The following is a 15,629-nucleotide window of genomic DNA, read 5'->3' as shown; positions in this document are numbered from 1 at the left end:
GCGGTGTTCATGCCGTTGAAGACCAAGAGGCCGGCGAGTATGGCTCCGCCCATTCCACCCCAAAACACCACGGGCGAGTCCGGCGCACGCACCTTGGGCATGCGCCCGGGCGCAGCTTCCAGGACTTCGCTCGACGCCTGTCCCACGGACTTCGACCGGTTCGCAGCCATCCTCACCTCTGCCAGAATGAACGGCGCTTTTCCGGGACCAGGCTGGTCTCGGGACGCCGGAAACCGTCATTGAAAATGCGGGTGGTCTCTTCGCCGCGCCGGAGGACGAAACCCTGGGCGACCCGGTCGGCCACGAACAGCCCGTCCCTCAGCCGAAGGTTGACGAGCGCCTCCTCACCATCGGAGTCGAGGGCAAAGATGGCCGGCAGCTCGGCACCGGCGGGATAGGCGAAATAGGTGTCGCGCTCGTCATCAAAGATGCGGGTCGGCAGGAGGGCCCGGGATCCCTGGAACGAATAGGCGGCGTTGCGCACCTCAGGCGGCGGGTCGGCCGCCAGTGGCGCAGGGGCCAGGGTCAAAGGGGTCTCATAGACGAAGCGAACCGTGAAGGCCTGGTTCCGGGTGGGCTGGGAAACGGCGGTCAGCAGGAAGTTGTAGCGCCGAAGGTTTGTCACCACGGTCATGTTGGTGGCCGGGCGCTGCGCCATGGGCTTGAGGAAAAGAAGGTTCGCCCGGCGGTTGGGCGTCACCTGCCAGCCGAGGCTGTCGCCTATGGCCACGTTCTCAATCCGCTCGGACGGATCGAATTCAACCGTCAGCTGACGCCGGAGCGCGCCCTTCAGTTCAACGACCTGCAAGGGGTCGTAGTCGACAAAGTGGATCCGGGGATCGGTTGCACCCGGTCGCGGCGTCACCGCATGGGCTTCGCCAGCGCCCAGAACCAGCAGCATGGCGATCAACAGGGTGCGGAACATCAGGAGCCTCCCCGGCGTCGTCCGGCGGCTGGCCGCCGATAGCTGTCACCGATCGTAGTGCGGGGCCCGGGTCCCGCATATCCTCCGGCCGTGGTCACCAGCCTCTGCGCAGGGCGCTCGACGATACGGGATCGGGACTCAAACCTCGTCTCGTCACGGGTCAGGGCCTGGGCCAGTCGATCCGCCCGGGACGCGGTAACTTCCGGCCCAGGGCCTGGCCCCGCCGCCGCCGATGTCGTGACCTGGGCCGCAGGGGCGGCGGTGGAAGGCAGCTTCAGACCGAGGGCGGCGACCCAGGCCCCCAGGATCAGGAGGCCCTGGCCGATGGCGAAGACCAGTACGAGGGCGGAAAGACTGCTGGCCGTGCGGGTGTCCAGGGCCTGGGCTTCCCTTTGGTCAGCGAGGGTAGCCAGCCAAGGGGCAAGCACCACCAGCAGCAAGATGACAAGGATCCAGCCCACCAGGAGGGTCAGGGCGGCCCCGGCCAGGGACCGAAGCCATCCGACGAAGATTCCCCGGGTGACCTCCAGGAGGGCCAGGGCGATGAAGATCGGTCCGACAGCCGTGAGCACGGCGATCACCAGCTTGGCGCCGCCGATCACGCCCACGCTCATCACCAGCATGGCGTTGGCCGCGAGGGCCAGGGCTTCCCCGGATGCGGCCTCGGCGCTCATCCAGCCCTTGGCGCCGGGCGCCGCGGTGCGACCGAAGGCGGCGGCGGTGCTTCGCAGTTCCGTGTAGGCCGCATCAATGCGCGCCAGGGGACGCGAGGCGGCGCCCGCGATCCCGTCAGTGCTCCCCGTCCAGGGAGCGGAAACGACGGCGGCGATCTGTGCAGGCGCGCGGTCCGCCAGGTCGAAGACCAGGGTCTGGAAGGTGGACCAGTTGGTGACCAGGGCCAGGATGACCCCGATCCGGAGCGCAGCCGCGGGCGCCTCGGAGAACTTCGCCCCGTCCGGCGCCAGGAGCAGGCGCCATCCAATCAGGGCGATGTAGACGGTCATCAGCGCCGTCAGGGCGACGCTGAACAGGCCCGACCCCTGGGTAAGAGCCTCGTAGCCGCCCTGGGCATAGCTGCGGCCCTGACAGTCCACGGTGGCGAGGACGCCCTCGACGAAGCCTGCGTCGAGATAGGACGGACAGGTCGCAATCATGGCGCAGTCCTCCCCGCCATGAAGGGCTCCAGCCAGGCTGATGGCGCATCCCCGACCTCGGCGCGCAGCAGGTCCAGTCGCCGGACCGACCGCTCAGTCCCGGCAAGCACCTGAAGGGGACCAGAGAGCCCTGAAAGGTCCAGCCGGGCGACCACGCTGTGGTCGCCACGCTTGACCAGGAAACAGCGGGAGGTGTCGGGCAGCGACCGGACCAGGGAGAACTCATGCTCGGAGAGTCCGAAGCCGTCGATGTATTCGGCCGGGCGGGCCCGGGCGTTGGGGAAGAAGATCTGGGTCGCAGCCTGCTCAATGATGGCCGAGGCGATCCGGCTGTCGAGGGCGTCGGAGGCGCTTTGGGTACAGAACCCGACGAGGCCGTTACGCTTCCGAATGGTCTTTTCCCAGTCCTTGATACGCCGCACGAAGACCGGGTCATCGAGCGCCTTCCAGCCCTCGTCCACCACGAAGATGGCAGGGGAGCCATCCAGCCTCTGCTCTAGCCTGTGGAAGAGGTACATCATGGCCGGCGTGCGAACCGCAGGGGTATCCAGGATCCGGGTCATGTCGAAGCCCAGGATCCGGGTCTCGAGGTTCAGCAGGTCCTGTTCGTTGTCGAACAGCCAGGCATGTTCGCCGCCATCGCACCAGGGCGCGAGGCGGAAGGCCAGGTCGCCCGGGGTCGGCCGGCGTCCACCCCGGAAGAGTTCGCGCAGGAACCGCAGCTGCCTGTGCGACTCGGGCTGGGCGTAGTTCGCATCGATGGCATCGACGATGACCGCCCTGTCATCGGCGCTGAGGGCTCCGCCGTCAGAGGACAGGAGCTGGGCAAGCCATTCCGTCAGGAAGGCGCGGTTCCCCGGTTCGTCGGGCAACATCAGGGGATTGAAACCGCTGGGCTCCCCGGGACGCAGTATGTCGTAGCGGCCGCCGATCGCCCGGATGAAGGGCTCGGCGCCCCGGTCCTTGTCGAAATAGGCCACCCGAGGCTTCAGCCGCTCAGCCTGGGCCAGGAGGAAGGTCAGCAGAACCGTCTTGCCCGAGCCCGACGGGCCGATGCAGGTGAAGTTCCCCAGGTCGCCCTGATGGAAGTTGAAGTTGTAGGGACCTGCGGCGGTGGTCTCCAGGACCGAGATGGCGGGGCCCCAGTGATTGCCCGTGGGTTCGCCGGTGGGGTGGTTGTGGAAGCTTGCCAGGCTGGCAAAGTTACTGGCCGAAATGAGCCCCTTGCGGGCAATGAATCGGAAGGCGCCTGGGAACTGCGCCCAGAATCCTGGTTCGAGGTTGGCGTCTTCCCGGACGGCCAGGGTGCCGGACTCGGCCAGGGCGGACTGGACGTCGGCGACGGCATAGTCGAGCGCCTCAAGGGTGTCCGCCTTCACCAGCACCGTGAGGTGATGTTCGCCATAGGCGCTGCGACCCGCACCGACATCATCCCGGGCCTCGGCAAGCTCCGTCCTCAGGCTGAAGGCATCGTCGTCGGCGGCCCTGAGCCGGCGGAGCGCCACACCCATCCGGTCAAGGGCGGCCTGCCGGTCCTCGAAGGCAAAACTCTCGGTCAGGACCATTTCCAGGGGAAGCCGCAAGACTCCGTCCAGGAGCCCGGGCGTCGTCCGCGCGGGATAGTCCTTCAGGCCCACGACGGCACCAAAGGTGCGCTCGCCGCCATGGCCGGTTCCAAACTCCACAGCGTCGAGGCCAAAGGTCAGCCGGCGTTGGCCGATGGCAGCGCCCATGTCGCCGGAGGGTTCGAGGACGGGGCGGCCCTCCCCGTTCAACAGCAGGGCCAGGAACTCCGCCGGCTCAGAGAACCGGGCGCCGCCGGGCCCATCGTAGAGCCCAAGCGTCCGGACGCCATAGGGCGTCAGGGCAGACGAAAGCGCTTCCCGCGCCGCGTTGAGTTCACGCAGGTCGCGGGTCAGATCCGTCTGCCGTGAACGCGGCCCCTTGAGCAGGCGCTCCACAAGGCCGGCCCGACCCTGGGTGGGCCGCAGGACGAGGGACAGGAAGATATCATTGACGAACAGCCGCCGGGTCTCAAGCTGCTCGCGCCAGCGCTGGTCGAGGTCAGCGCAGAAAGGGTCCTCAGGCGGCGGCGGGAAGTCCGGGGTCACCCGGCGACGGACAACGTGGTGCCACAGGGCCAGCCGGGAAGTGGCGGCGCTCCTGAGGACCGTCTCCCGCACCGCCTTGCGGTAATTGAGTTCCTCGTCGGAGGCGGTCTCGAACGGGAAGCCCTGGATCTGCAGGGTCTGCACCAGGAGCCCGTCCTTCGTCGCCACCGTCGCGGGGTCGACATGGCGCGTGAAGGGAATGCGGTCGAAGATGACCGCTTCCTTTGGCGCCAGGAGCTGTGCAGCTCGGGTGGTAATGAACCGGTTCACGGGGCGTAGGAGTTTCCGCCCCAGAAGCTGAAGTTCCGTGTCCTGGGACACGTGCGGACCCGTGTGACCCAGATGTCGAAAAACCGGGGTTCGCGGATCGATCCGGCATAACCGATGGCGTGGATCACCAGGGCGGCCAGAAGCACCCAGAACGACTTCGTGATCAGGAAGAGCTCGCCGGTGACGATCAGGTTGAGGATCGCATAGGTGTAGGTGACCCCCCCGATCATCTGGGGGCGGGTCAGGGCGGCAAAGACCGGATCCGAGGCCAGGCGGTTCATCCTACATGGCCCCGGCGAGGCCGCGGATCCCGGCGACGATCGAGACCGCACCGAAGATGATGAAGGCGCCGACGATGACCACGACGCCACGCCGCCACTCCATGCGCCCTGACAGCATCATGAAGCCGACCACGGCGATGGCGATCACGGCTGCGCTGGTGGCGACGGTTCCCAGAAGCGTGCCCTGGACCCAGTTCAGGGCGGCGATCAGGGGGGACGAGCCCGAGGGATCCGACTGCACCTGAGCCAGGGCTGGCGAGGACAGCAGGGCGGAGGCGAGGGCAGCTATGGCGACTTTGCGCTTCATGATCCTACTGGGCTCCGAAGGTCTGGACACGAGGGATAGAGAGGCGGCTCACAATGGCCTGAACATAGGCCCGGGTCTCCGCAAAGGGCGGCACATCCCCGTAACGCTGAACCGCTTCGGGTCCAGCATTGTAGGCGGCGAGGGCCAGACGAACATCACCAAAGCGACGAAGTTGGCGGGCGAGGTAACCGACCCCGCCGTCGATGTTGGCGTGCAGGTCATAGGGGTCGACCCCAAGATCGCGGGCGGTCTCGGGCATCAACTGCATGACGCCCCTGGCGCCCTTCGGCGACACCGCCGACTGGCGGAACCGAGACTCCTGCCAGGCGACCGCCGCCGCCAGGCCGGGATCTACGCCATGCCGCGCCGCCGCCTCGGCGACCAAGCGGGGAACCTCCGCCTCCGCGGTATCGAGGGATGGCGCAGGGAGGGAGACCTTGACGATGGGCTGGCCGCCAGAGTTGGTGAAGACCATGGGGCCGGAATAGGTGGTTACCGCCCCGTCCTCGCCAATCTCGAGCACCTGAGCGGAGACCTCCCCGGCGAAGAAACCCTGCGCCAGGACAAGCGCACCCGCAGCTATGGCGATGGTCTTCACGAGGTATCCTGTCAGTGGCGACTTGGGCTGGGAAAAGACACGGCCCAAAAGATAGCCCGAAATCAACCACGGATCGATTACAAAGGATGGATGACGATTAGATGACAGATGGCCCGGAGAGGGCGGCGTGGCGACGGCGTTGACTCGATGTCCTCCCTGTTGCCGAGATGGCCTGTAAAGGGAGACGCAAACATGACGGACATGGTCCTGAGGGAAAGACGGGGCGCGGCAGAGCATCTGGTCCTGAACCGGCCGGACAAGCTGAACTCGCTCAACGTGCCAGTCTTCCAGGCCCTGGACGCCCATGTCCGCGACATTGCGGCCAATCCTGCCGGCGTCGCGGTGGTTGTCCTGAGGGGGGCCGGCCGCTGCTTCTCGGCGGGCCATGACCTCGGCGATATCGCCGCAGGCGAGAGGCTGCCCGAGCCGAACTTCCAGTCCAAGGTGATCGAACGGCTCGCCGCCCTGCCCCTTCCTGTCATCACGGCAGTGCATGGCCACTGCTACACCGGTGCCCTCGAACTGGCCCTAGCAGGAGACATTCTCCTCGCCGCCGAGGGCGCGAAATTCGCCGACACCCACGCCCGGTGGGCCCTGACGCCGGTCTGGGGCCTGAGCCAGCGCCTTCCGCGTCGGGTTGGAAGCGCCAAGGCGCGGGAAATGATGTTCACCTGCCGCACCTATTCCGGCCGTGAGGCCGAGGCCATGGGCCTGGCCAACGCCTGCCTTCCCGACGATGCATTCCTGGACGGGATCGACGCCTGGGCGGCGGAGATCGCAGCGAACTCGGCCTTCAGCCACGCCGCCAATAAGCGCTTGCTCGACTCCACCGACGGTCTGCGCCTGGCGGCCGGCCTTGCCCAGGAGGTCTATCGCGGCGAGGGCGTGGGACCGGACATGCGAGAGAGGATCGCCGCCTTCAGCGCCCGGAAGGGATAGGGCGATGCGCGCCCGGACCTCCCCGAAGCTCGATCCTAGGCCTTCGCTCCGTCAAGCATCTGGGTGAAGCCGGCGGGGGCGTAGGGACCGATGCAGACCTGCTCCAGGACGCCGATACCCGTCCGACCCTCAGTGTCGCGGGTCCGGACGACCTGCTGGGTGTGCAGGTGGGAGGGCGCGAGGGGGTCGATCTGTCGGGGGTCGAAGGACTCGTGGCCGATGGCCAGCTCGCCCTTCCACATGCCCTGACCCCATTCCGGATGGCTGTAGCCCAGGCCCTTCATCTGGAACTTCAGGATGGGCTCCATGCTGATGGTCCTGACCGATCCGTCATGGTCGACCAGGTCCAGCTCGGCATATCGCGCGAGCCGGGTCCCGGGGTGATAGTCGACCCGGTGGCGAGCCGTCGCCATCCGACGGTCGCGCCCGTCTTCGACCCCTGGGATCTCTGCCACGCCCGCGTATAGGGGTGCCGTGATGCCTTCGCGCACCAGGGGGCGTCCCTCGGCGTCGTCGAAGAAGATGGCGTGCGAGATGTGGTCGTCCCAGACCAGGGGCGCCCAGAGGAAGAAGGCGCTCGGTGGCTGGGTGCGGGGCGCCCCGCCGGTTTCCGGCTCGCCCACGTTCCGCACGCCCCAGGACCGGTCCTTGGTGCCAATGCAGACGTCCTCGTCCACCTGGAATTCGCCTTCGGGCGTCCTGACCCAGCCGCTCCAGCGGCCGAACTGGTCAAAGCGGGTGGCATCCATCACCCGGCGCGCGCCGGACCAGAGGGTCTGGCGGGCTTCCTGGATGCTTGCGGTCCGGGCAGAAAACACCAGGTCGCAGGACAGGCCGCTATCGTTCGCCTCCAGAACCACCCGGGTGCGGCGCATGGGCTCGAGCACCTCAAGGCGGAAGGGGCCGACCTGCATGTCGGTGCGCTCGGTCGGTGCGCGCCGGGAGGCGTAGAAACAGTACTGGCGCCCGTCCGGACGGACCACGCTGAAGGCACCGTCGAGGATGCCCCGGAAGGGGTAGATCGCCATGCCGACCCCGAAATAATAGGACCCGTCCTTCGCATAGCCGTTGAACCAGGTCCGGTCGTAGACGTTCCGGTCGCTCGTCGCCGGATGGGCGATGGGCTCGGGCGTCTGGTGGATCGGGAAATCGTCAAGCCGGTTCAGCATGGTGGACCTCAGGGGCGAAGCGTCAGGGTGCCAGTATAAACCCTTCCGCCGTCAAGAACGGAACCTCCGGAAGCGCGTCATCCGGCGGGTCGAGGAAGCCCCGGTATCCGCGCCGTCAGGATCGCCCGGCGGCCAAACACCCAGCGGTTCACGGTCAGGGCAAAGGCAATGCAGGCGACCAGGGTCACAAGCATCAGGTGGATGTAGTGGATCGGCGTCCAGACGAAGGTGAATCCGGCGTAGAGCAGAACCCCGAAGACCACCGCGCCCATGACGGCCCTGGCGTCGACATTGCGAAACATCAGGCCGACGATGAAGGCCGACAGGATCGGCATGGACAGGAGTCCATTGAGCTGTTGGACCAGGTTGATGATCGAGACCGCGCCCATGTAGACGGGTACGAGAAGGATCGAGACGACCATGAAGCCCAGGGAGATCCGGGTATTCAGCCGCCCGACGTCCGGCTTCGGGGCGATGAACTTCTCGTGCAGGTCGCACACATAGAGCGTCACCGAAGAGTTCAGGACCGAGGTGTAGCTGGTCAGGAGGGCCGCGGCCATGAAGGCGGCAAAGGCCCCAGACAGCCAGCTGGGCATGACCATCGCAACCACCTTGCCATAGGTGGCGTCACCCGCCACCCCGAACAGCTTGTAGGCGGCCACGCCCGGCACGACCACGATGGCGGGAATGAAGACCAGGCGGATCACCGCAGCCGCCATCACACCCTTCTGTCCCTCCCTCAGGCTTGGAGCGGCCATGGCCCTTTGGGTGATGGTCTGGTTGGTGCTCCAGTAAAACATCTGGATGAAGATCATACCGGTCAGGAGGGTCGGCCAGGGAATAGGACTGTCCGGGCCGCCAATCATGCTCAGGCGCTCTGGCGGAATGCCCGAAAGATCGAAATCGATGGCCTTCAGCGACAGGAAGACGACCAGGGCCGCCATCCCCAGCACTCCGACCCCGGACAAGGTGTCGTAGACGGCGACGGCCCGGAGCCCACCGCCGATCGCATAGGCGGCCCCCAGGATCGCCATGGCTGCAGCGATGGCCAACAGGGGCACGTCGAGCCCGAACATGGTCTTCAGGAAGAGTGAGCCCGTGTAGAGCATGATCGGCAGGTAGATGAAGACGTTGCCCAGCAGGAACAGCACCGAGATCATCGCCCGGAGGTGCACGGAGCCGTACTTCCGCTCGAGCAGCTCTGTCGTGGTGGTGCAGTTGTTCCGGTAATAGATGGGCAGGAAGACCCAGCAGAGCATCATCAGGCCGGCTATGGCCGAGAGCTCCCACCAGGCCAGCAGCAACATCTGATTGCCGTTCATGCCCACCAGCTGGTCGGTGGACAGGTTGGTCAGGGTGATCGAGCCGGCGATGAACGGCCAGCTCAGGTTGCCGCCCGCCAGGAAGTATTCCTGGTTGGAATTGGTCGAACGGCCGCCCATGCGAGCGACCTGCCAGCCTGTGAGGATGGCCATCAGGGCGGTGAGGCCACCGAAGACGGCCCACTGGATCAGGTCCTGCTGCACGTTTCCCCCCGGTTATGCGCAATGCCCCCCGGACCGCGCCCTGGCGGCAGCGGACCGGGATCAGGCCAGGCCAAGGGCCCGCTTCATGGCCTTGAGGTTACCCCGACAGAACTTCCCCATGGCCTCGGTCGCAGCCTCGAGCTGGGAAGGATCCTTCGGCTGGAACTGCACCCGAAGGACGATGGCGCAGGCGTCCCCGACCCCGGGCTCCACAGACACGGTGGAGACGTAGGCGTCCATGTCCGGCCGGTCGTAGGTGTAGGTGTAATGGTGCGGGCCGCCATCGGTCATGAGTTCCGAGACCGTCCGCCCGCCCGGCATGGTCAGGGTCCGGACCTTGCCCTCAGGGGTCACCTCAGTGCTCTCGGCCTCCACCAGGGTCGCCCACTTACGGATCCCCGAAAAGTCACCGATCACCGCCCAGACCGCATCGGCCCCCAGGGCCACGTCCTCGCGGACCACCACTTCCTGCATGTCATCCTCCCCGTTTAGGTGATGAATGCAGCATATCCAGCGGCTGACCGAAAGGGATCAATATCGCGCGGCAGCCCTGGCTTGGGTGAATGCGCGGCGAAGTCGGGCTCGCTGGGGCGTCAGGGGGCCGGCCGCAGGCGCTGAAACACGAATGTGCAACTCTCCTGGCCCCCGGGCCCCCCCAGGTCACGGAGGACGACGCCCGACACCAAGAGTCGCCCTGAAGGGTCGAGCTCCGCCTGGCCCTCCCCGTCGAAGGCCTTGGGCACGCGGTTTCCGCCATGGAGCTTCAGCGAGAACCGCTTCGAGGCGCGATCCCAGGTCCAGTCGCCCCAATAGTCATGATAGGCCTCGAAGGGCCTCCAGGTGGCCGAGAAGTCGCCGCCAGCCTTGAGTACGAATTCCCGGAGCGGCTCCCATCCCTTGGCGTTCGCGTCATCGGGACACCGCATCTCGGTTTGGCTCCAGACCCCTGGCAGGGGATTGGTGGCGGCGTCGACCACCCTGAGGCGCGCGACGATCGGCGCGCCGCCAAGCTCCGCTCGGATCTCGGCCGTATCCGCGTCGGCGGCTGAAGGCGACACCTCTACGGTCCTCTTGTCCTTCGACAGCCGCACGCTGGGTGCGCCAAGGATCGTGACCTTCTTCAGACAGGCCAGCGGCGCAGGGGTCAGGTCCGAGGGCCGGCGGCTCCAGTAGGGCTCAAGCACGATCTTCGCGCCGGGCTTGACCTCACGCTCGCCGATCCAGAGGAGGACGACCGCTTGGCTGGGTGGCTCGCAGGAGGGAGGCGGGATCATGTCACTTTCGTCTCGCTTGTGCGCCGGCACCCTGACCGAAACGGGCACCCGGCGAGGCTGGTTGTTACTCCGTCACGTTATGCCAGGACTCGGCGATGCCGAAGCCCTCTAGGCCCCCCATCGTGAACCGGGCCAGGCCCTCGTTGACGAAGGTGGCACCCCCCGGGAAGGGGATCTTGGTCGGGCACATGTTGATCACCTGACCCTCGATCCGGAGTTCGCGCCCCCGGCCCGTGCGCGCGATCATCGACACTGTCTCGTGGAGGATGGAGCCCGGCCGGAAGGTGGTCTCGACGCGGACGGCCTCGAGGGTGTCCATGCCCTCCCCGTCCTGGATCCAGCCCGAGCCCAGCATGGCGCCGTCCGCCCGGCGAAAGCAGGAGCCACCCAGGGAGGTCCCCGCCCCGAAGTTCATGGAGAACCAGAAGACGAAGGGATTGGGCGCGGCCGCGGTCGAGAGGGCGGGCCCGGCAGAGGCGGCGGCGGCCGAACCGCTGGACGATCCGCTCCAGTTGCGCGGGCCCCAGGACTTGTCCCGCACACCGAAGCCGTCGAAGGCGATCTCCTCGCCACCGAGGGTGAGGCGGCCTGTGGCGCGCAGGCTCTGCTCGAAGTGGCCATGGGCACCTCGGGCGGCGAAGTGCGGCTCGGTCAGGGCCTCGACATCCACCTGCATGGAAAGGTGAGCCGGGATGTGCCAACCCACGGGGCGGAGCTTGGCCCGGGTCATCAGGATGGCCCCGTCGGGAATGTCCTGGGCCGGGCCCTCGTAGCGGACCGTCCAGCGCCGGAACGGGTCCTCGCAGGCCAGGGCCAGGTTCCCGACCTTCAGGTCGCCGTCATAGGCGGAAAGGTCCTTGCCGATGTCACGCCGGCCATATGTGAAGGCCACCCGGCTGCCGCCCAGGTAGACCGCGTGCAGGGCGTCTGCCCAACCGTTCCCGGGGCGGAAGCCCATCCGGGTGAACATGCCGACGCCGGTCTTCGGGTCGACGAAGTTGAAGTAGTAGCTCTCGCTCCAGGCCCGGTCCTCGCCGGTCGGATGCATGTCCTCGTCCGTGCCTGTGACGGTGATCATTCCGGAGCCTCTCATTGAACCCGCCCCATCGCGGGGTGCGCAAAGCGATACCGGTATACATGGAGGCCAAGCGGCCTGCATCCTGGGGACCGGGCGTTGCTCGGGCAAGCCTCCCGACGGCCTTAACGCCAGTGTCCTATTCATACGGCCTGATGGCTATCGCCATCGGGACGGCGGCCGAACTGAGTGCTCCTGAAAAACCTGTGGTCCAGAGGGCTGAACTCGGCTTCTAGGAAGAGACGCCCGCCCCGTCGCGGGGGCAGACACTGGAGGGTCAAAAATGCCGCCGCGCCTTCACTGGAATCGCCAGGCGGCGATCATGGTCTTCCTGGTGGCGGCCGGTTTCCTGAACAGTGCGGATCGGCAGCTGATCTCCCTGATGAAGCCGCTGCTGCAGGCCGATCTGGGGTGGTCCGACTACACCTACGGGCAGATGGCGTCGGTGTTCCAGATGGCGGCCGCCTTCGGCCTGCTTGGCGCAGGCTGGTTTGTGGACCGGGTCGGTCTTCGGACAGCGTTTCCCATCGGGGTCGGCGCCTGGAGCCTGGCAGCGATGGCGCATGGGGTGGTCCACACGGTGGGCCAGTTCACCGGCGTCCGGATCTGGCTGGGAGCGACCGAGGCCATCGGGACGCCGGCGACCATCAAGGCCATCGCCACCTTCTTTCCTGCGTCGGGGCGCGCCCTGGCCCTCGGGGCGATGAATGTCTACGGCAGCCTTGGCGCCATGCTCGTGCCGATCCTGGTCCCCATCCTAGCCCTGGCCTTCGGTTGGCGCGTCACCTTCCTGATCGCCGGTGGATTGGGCTCGATCTGGGTCCTGGGATGGATGCTGTGCTCGCGTTGGATCATGGAGCCCGCCACGGACGAGGCGGAGACTCCGGCAGCGGACACCCGCGTCAGCTTCGGCGTCCGCGACGTCCTGGCGGACCGCGCCACATGGGCCGTTGCGGGCGGTAAGGTCTTCTCGGATCAGATGTACTGGTTCCTGGTGTTCTGGATGCCGGACCTGCTGCGCCGGGAGTTTGGCCTGGGCCTGAGCGGGGTCGGCATACCCCTGGCGGTGATTGCGGGCGTGACGGCGCTCGGCGGCCTGGCAGGCGGCTATGCCTCGAGCCGCCTCCTCGCCCGGGGAATAGCGCCCGCGACGGCGCGGCGGCTGACCATGCTGGTGTGCGCCGTCCTGGCGCTCGCCCTGCCCGCCGTGCTGCACACCTCGAGTGTCTGGATTGCCGTCTCGCTCCTTTGCCTGGTCATGGCCGCGCACCAGGGCTTCTCGGTCAACCTGTTCGCCCTGACAGCGGACATCACCGCCCTGCCCCGCGTCGCAACGACGATTGGCGTGGCGGCCTTCTTCGGGAATCTTGGCGGCATGTTCGTGCTGCAGGCGTCCGGGTGGATGCTGCAGAATAACTATGGATACGGGCCGCTCCTGGGCTTCCTGGCGGTGTCATACCTGTTGGCGCTCGCCTGGATCCAGGCCTGGCTGCCCCGGGTGCGGACCCGTGCCTGAGGCGACGGGTGCTGGCGCCCTGGCTTCCGGGTGGTTAAGCTCCTGACAACAAGGGGAGACCGTCGATGAACAGGCTCTGGAGTGCAGCTTTCGCCTTCGTCCTTGCCATTGGCGGGGGTTCAGCCGCCCTGGCGCAGGTTCCGGCCCCGCCGCCTGCGGACCCCGGCCCTCCGCTCAGCGGCTATCCGCGCAAGGCCCTCCGTGCGCCGACCGCCGCAGAGCTGAAGACAGCCACCTATGTCCGCGATGTCATCTATGGCCACCGGGACGGCATGGCGCTGACCTACGACGTCTTCAAGCCCGTGAAGAAGGCCAACGGCGCGCTTGTCGTAAACATGGTGTCGGCCGGCTGGAGATCGCAGTGGGCCCCGCCCGAAGAGCGCCAGGCGCGCTACCAGGCGCTCATCGACAAGGGCTTCACCGTGGTCGCCCTCTACCACGCCTCGGCGCCGCGCTTTGCGGTTCCCGACGCGGTCACGGACGTTCGGCTGGGCATGCGCCACATCAAGCTGCACGCCGCGGATTACGGCGCCGACCCCGCACGGATCGGCGTCTGGGGGGCGAGCGCCGGAGGCCACCTGGCCCTCGTCGCCGGCATGATGGCCGATGACGGAGATCCAGCGGCCGCCAATCCGCTGGAACGCAGGGGCAATCGCATTGCGGCGGTCGTCGCCTATTTCCCGCCCACGGACCTGGTCACTCTGCTGCAGGGCCGCCCCAAGTTCGACGCCATCAACTTCGACGAGAAGCTCCGGGCCTCAGTCTCGCCCCTCTTCAGCGTCGATGCGCGCGATCCCCCGACCCTGATGCTGCACGGTGACGCCGACCGGGGCGTGCCCCCGGCACAGTCCGAGGCCATGAAATCAGCACTCGACAAAGTCGGGGTCGAGAACAGGCTGACGATGTTCGCCGGCGCCGACCACGACTTCTACGTCAAGGGCGACCCGGTCCGGACGGACGCCTACGCTACAGAGGCCATGACCGCGATGGTCGCCTGGTTCGAGGGCCACCTCAGGAAGTAGGCCGGCGGCGGCGGGTTACGTCAGCGAGGCCATGATCGCCTCGTTCGGCGCGATCCTGTTTTCCACGAGGCCGTACCAGGCGGCGATGACCGCCTCAGGTCCGCGTTCATGACGGATGCCCAGCTTGCCCTTCAGTTCCAGGGACATGCGCGCGGACTCCGCCTGGGCGCGGCGCATGATCTCGCCCGGGCCCCAGTCGACGTCGCGCTTGGCGAACTGGGCCGGCGCGAAGAAGAAGGCGTGGGGCGTGGCTGAAGTCTCGGGCCGATAGCGGCCGGCGCCCCAATGGGTGGCTCCAACGGCGCAGCTTAGCTTGAGCTGGGGGCCGAAATGCGCGTGGATGGCGCTGATAACCTCACCCACGCCGGACATGTCCACAAAGGCAGTGGGGACGGTGGGATCCAGGGTGCCGATGGCGTCGTAGGTGACGACCTCATCGCAGGTCCCAAGGCCGCCGACGAAGCCGACATTCCCCGGTGATGTCAGGCCCACGACCCGGGGACGCCCCTCGCCGTGACGGGAAAGCAGGTTCGTCAGGCCCAATCCGGTCTTGGACGACGCACTCCCGACCAGCACCTGCCCGGCACCAAAGAAGGCGTTGTCCAGCAGGTAGTCGTAGAGCACGTAGGAGGTCGAAAAGAGCGGAAAGAGCAGGCTGCGCTCGTCCTCCATGGCGGTCAGGGCGGGCGGATCACCGGCGGTGCGCTGATAGGTGTTGTAGATCGCTGGCAGGTCCGCGCGATGCGCGGCGCCATCGGAAAAGCTTCGGTCCGTCGCCCCAGCGGGCCGCATCACGACGTGGCTGGCCATGGGCAGGAAGCCCCAGATTCGCTCGCCCAGGGCGACCTCCGGAGCGCGCGAGGCCACGACGTCGGCGAACCCCCAGACGGGCACGATCCCCCAGGGCTCCTCGGCAGGGAAGAACCTCCAGTAGCCGATCATGTCGCCGGACAGGGCGTAGCTCACGTTGTTCGCCGTCAGGGCAAACTTGTCGATGGCCACGAGGATTTCGCCCTCTGCCAACTCCGGCGTCTCTGCGGAAATCGTTCGCGTTTCGGAGAAGGCCGAGCGACGGACCTGAACCTGGGTGATCATGTTGTGGGTTCCTGTTGGGCGCGGCGATCGCGCAATGACAGCATGAAGAAGAGTGTCCCCAGCACGACGAAGGCGGCGCTCCCATAGTGCTCCGGCGGATGGTGGCCGCTGTGGGAGCCCTTCCAGAACCAGCCCGAGTACGCGCCGAGCGCCTGCATGAGGATGGTGAGCAGCAGGACCAGGGGCACCAGCGAGCGGTATCGCAGGGCGATGATCAGTATAAGGATCCCGAACGGGATCTGCAGGGCCCCGTACCAGGCAAAGAGCGCAATGATGGCCTCTGCGCGGGTCGAAAGGTCGACGCCGCCGATGACGCCGGCGCCACCGTCGGGGAGGAAGTAGTGGATCAGCCCTGGCACGATGGTCG

The 15,629-nt window shown here is 67.0% G+C and carries 16 protein-coding genes; 3 read left to right on the top strand and 13 right to left on the bottom strand.

Annotated elements, in window-relative coordinates:
- Positions 1 to 172 precede the first annotated feature (172 nt).
- Genes WCJ52_RS06285 through WCJ52_RS06260 form a run of 6 tightly spaced genes read right to left on the bottom strand, consistent with a single transcriptional unit; the run spans position 173 to position 5,646 of the window.
- Positions 173 to 925 (bottom strand): TrbG/VirB9 family P-type conjugative transfer protein, encoded by a 753-nt coding sequence (locus WCJ52_RS06285; protein WP_336902455.1) that lies wholly within the window; start codon positions 923 to 925, stop codon positions 173 to 175.
- Positions 925 to 2,079 carry a type IV secretion system protein gene (locus tag WCJ52_RS06280; RefSeq protein WP_336902454.1) on the bottom strand — a complete coding sequence of 385 codons (1,155 nt, stop codon included), beginning with the start codon at positions 2,077 to 2,079 and terminating at the stop codon, positions 925 to 927. Before WCJ52_RS06280 ends, WCJ52_RS06285 begins: the two co-directional genes overlap by 1 nt.
- Entirely contained in the window at positions 2,076 to 4,460 is a 2,385-nt protein-coding gene (locus tag WCJ52_RS06275) for a VirB4 family type IV secretion system protein (protein WP_336902453.1), read from the bottom strand. Before WCJ52_RS06275 ends, WCJ52_RS06280 begins: the two co-directional genes overlap by 4 nt.
- Positions 4,457 to 4,741 (bottom strand): type IV secretion system protein VirB3, encoded by a 285-nt coding sequence (locus WCJ52_RS06270; protein WP_336902452.1) that lies wholly within the window; start codon positions 4,739 to 4,741, stop codon positions 4,457 to 4,459. Before WCJ52_RS06270 ends, WCJ52_RS06275 begins: the two co-directional genes overlap by 4 nt.
- A gap of 1 nt (position 4,742) precedes the next feature.
- Complete coding sequence (locus WCJ52_RS06265) at positions 4,743 to 5,048, bottom strand: TrbC/VirB2 family protein (protein WP_336902451.1); 306 nt, start codon at positions 5,046 to 5,048, stop codon at positions 4,743 to 4,745.
- 4 nt (positions 5,049 to 5,052) lie between these two features.
- Positions 5,053 to 5,646, bottom strand: coding sequence for a lytic transglycosylase domain-containing protein (locus tag WCJ52_RS06260; RefSeq protein ID WP_336902450.1), 594 nt, complete (start codon positions 5,644 to 5,646; stop codon positions 5,053 to 5,055).
- A gap of 192 nt (positions 5,647 to 5,838) precedes the next feature.
- Between WCJ52_RS06260 and WCJ52_RS06255 the strand changes: the two genes are divergently transcribed.
- A complete protein-coding gene (locus WCJ52_RS06255; RefSeq protein ID WP_336902449.1) occupies positions 5,839 to 6,585 on the top strand; it encodes an enoyl-CoA hydratase/isomerase family protein in 747 nt (248 codons plus the stop codon).
- 35 nt (positions 6,586 to 6,620) lie between these two features.
- Here WCJ52_RS06255 and WCJ52_RS06250 read toward each other — a convergent pair whose 3' ends face one another.
- The 5 genes from WCJ52_RS06250 to WCJ52_RS06230 form a co-directional block, all read right to left on the bottom strand.
- Positions 6,621 to 7,754, bottom strand: a complete 1,134-nt coding sequence (locus WCJ52_RS06250) for a hypothetical protein (protein WP_336902448.1) — start codon at positions 7,752 to 7,754, stop codon at positions 6,621 to 6,623.
- Between the two features lie 77 nt (positions 7,755 to 7,831).
- On the bottom strand, positions 7,832 to 9,280 hold the full coding sequence (locus WCJ52_RS06245; RefSeq protein WP_336902447.1) for an SLC5 family protein: 1,449 nt from the start codon (positions 9,278 to 9,280) through the stop codon (positions 7,832 to 7,834).
- 60 nt (positions 9,281 to 9,340) lie between these two features.
- On the bottom strand, positions 9,341 to 9,754 hold the full coding sequence (locus WCJ52_RS06240; RefSeq protein ID WP_336902446.1) for an SRPBCC family protein: 414 nt from the start codon (positions 9,752 to 9,754) through the stop codon (positions 9,341 to 9,343).
- A gap of 119 nt (positions 9,755 to 9,873) precedes the next feature.
- Complete coding sequence (locus WCJ52_RS06235; RefSeq protein ID WP_336902445.1) at positions 9,874 to 10,554, bottom strand: hypothetical protein; 681 nt, start codon at positions 10,552 to 10,554, stop codon at positions 9,874 to 9,876.
- 64 nt (positions 10,555 to 10,618) lie between these two features.
- A complete protein-coding gene (locus WCJ52_RS06230) occupies positions 10,619 to 11,632 on the bottom strand; it encodes a hypothetical protein (RefSeq protein WP_336902444.1) in 1,014 nt (337 codons plus the stop codon).
- Positions 11,633 to 11,912: 280 nt separating this feature from the next.
- Here WCJ52_RS06230 and WCJ52_RS06225 point away from each other — a divergent pair, with 280 nt between their 5' ends.
- Complete coding sequence (locus WCJ52_RS06225; RefSeq protein ID WP_336902443.1) at positions 11,913 to 13,145, top strand: MFS transporter; 1,233 nt, start codon at positions 11,913 to 11,915, stop codon at positions 13,143 to 13,145.
- 65 nt (positions 13,146 to 13,210) lie between these two features.
- Positions 13,211 to 14,167 (top strand): alpha/beta hydrolase, encoded by a 957-nt coding sequence (locus WCJ52_RS06220; RefSeq protein WP_336902442.1) that lies wholly within the window; start codon positions 13,211 to 13,213, stop codon positions 14,165 to 14,167.
- A 15-nt stretch (positions 14,168 to 14,182) separates the two neighbouring features.
- On the opposite strand, the gene WCJ52_RS06215 is transcribed toward WCJ52_RS06220, so the two are convergent.
- The gene (locus WCJ52_RS06215) at positions 14,183 to 15,262 is read right to left on the bottom strand and encodes a DUF2855 family protein (protein ID WP_336902441.1); all 1,080 of its coding nucleotides are present in this window, start codon (positions 15,260 to 15,262) and stop codon (positions 14,183 to 14,185) included.
- Positions 15,259 to 15,629, bottom strand: a 371-nt coding sequence (locus WCJ52_RS06210) for a hypothetical protein (RefSeq protein WP_336902440.1), incomplete at its 5' end; no start/stop codon positions are given. The genes WCJ52_RS06215 and WCJ52_RS06210, both read right to left, overlap by 4 nt.

This window comes from Phenylobacterium sp., from assembly GCF_037138395.1.
GTDB lineage: Bacteria > Pseudomonadota > Alphaproteobacteria > Caulobacterales > Caulobacteraceae > Phenylobacterium.
This window is presented reverse-complemented; position numbering and strand designations above follow the sequence as displayed.

Bases quoted from the DNA above. Each gene is read 5' to 3' on its own strand.
- WCJ52_RS06215 (WP_336902441.1), bottom strand. From the start codon at position 15,262: ATGATCACCCAGGTTCAGGTCCGTCGCTCGGCCTTCTCCGAAACGCGA.
- WCJ52_RS06250 (WP_336902448.1), bottom strand. From the start codon at position 7,754: ATGCTGAACCGGCTTGACGATTTCCCGATCCACCAGACGCCCGAGCCC.
- WCJ52_RS06265 (WP_336902451.1), bottom strand. From the start codon at position 5,048: ATGAAGCGCAAAGTCGCCATAGCTGCCCTCGCCTCCGCCCTGCTGTCC.
- WCJ52_RS06225 (WP_336902443.1), top strand. From the start codon at position 11,913: ATGCCGCCGCGCCTTCACTGGAATCGCCAGGCGGCGATCATGGTCTTC.
- WCJ52_RS06235 (WP_336902445.1), bottom strand. From the start codon at position 10,554: ATGATCCCGCCTCCCTCCTGCGAGCCACCCAGCCAAGCGGTCGTCCTC.
- WCJ52_RS06280 (WP_336902454.1), bottom strand. From the start codon at position 2,079: ATGATTGCGACCTGTCCGTCCTATCTCGACGCAGGCTTCGTCGAGGGC.
- WCJ52_RS06230 (WP_336902444.1), bottom strand. From the start codon at position 11,632: ATGATCACCGTCACAGGCACGGACGAGGACATGCATCCGACCGGCGAG.
- WCJ52_RS06270 (WP_336902452.1), bottom strand. From the start codon at position 4,741: ATGAACCGCCTGGCCTCGGATCCGGTCTTTGCCGCCCTGACCCGCCCC.
- WCJ52_RS06255 (WP_336902449.1), top strand. From the start codon at position 5,839: ATGACGGACATGGTCCTGAGGGAAAGACGGGGCGCGGCAGAGCATCTG.
- WCJ52_RS06220 (WP_336902442.1), top strand. From the start codon at position 13,211: ATGAACAGGCTCTGGAGTGCAGCTTTCGCCTTCGTCCTTGCCATTGGC.
- WCJ52_RS06285 (WP_336902455.1), bottom strand. From the start codon at position 925: ATGTTCCGCACCCTGTTGATCGCCATGCTGCTGGTTCTGGGCGCTGGC.
- WCJ52_RS06240 (WP_336902446.1), bottom strand. From the start codon at position 9,754: ATGCAGGAAGTGGTGGTCCGCGAGGACGTGGCCCTGGGGGCCGATGCG.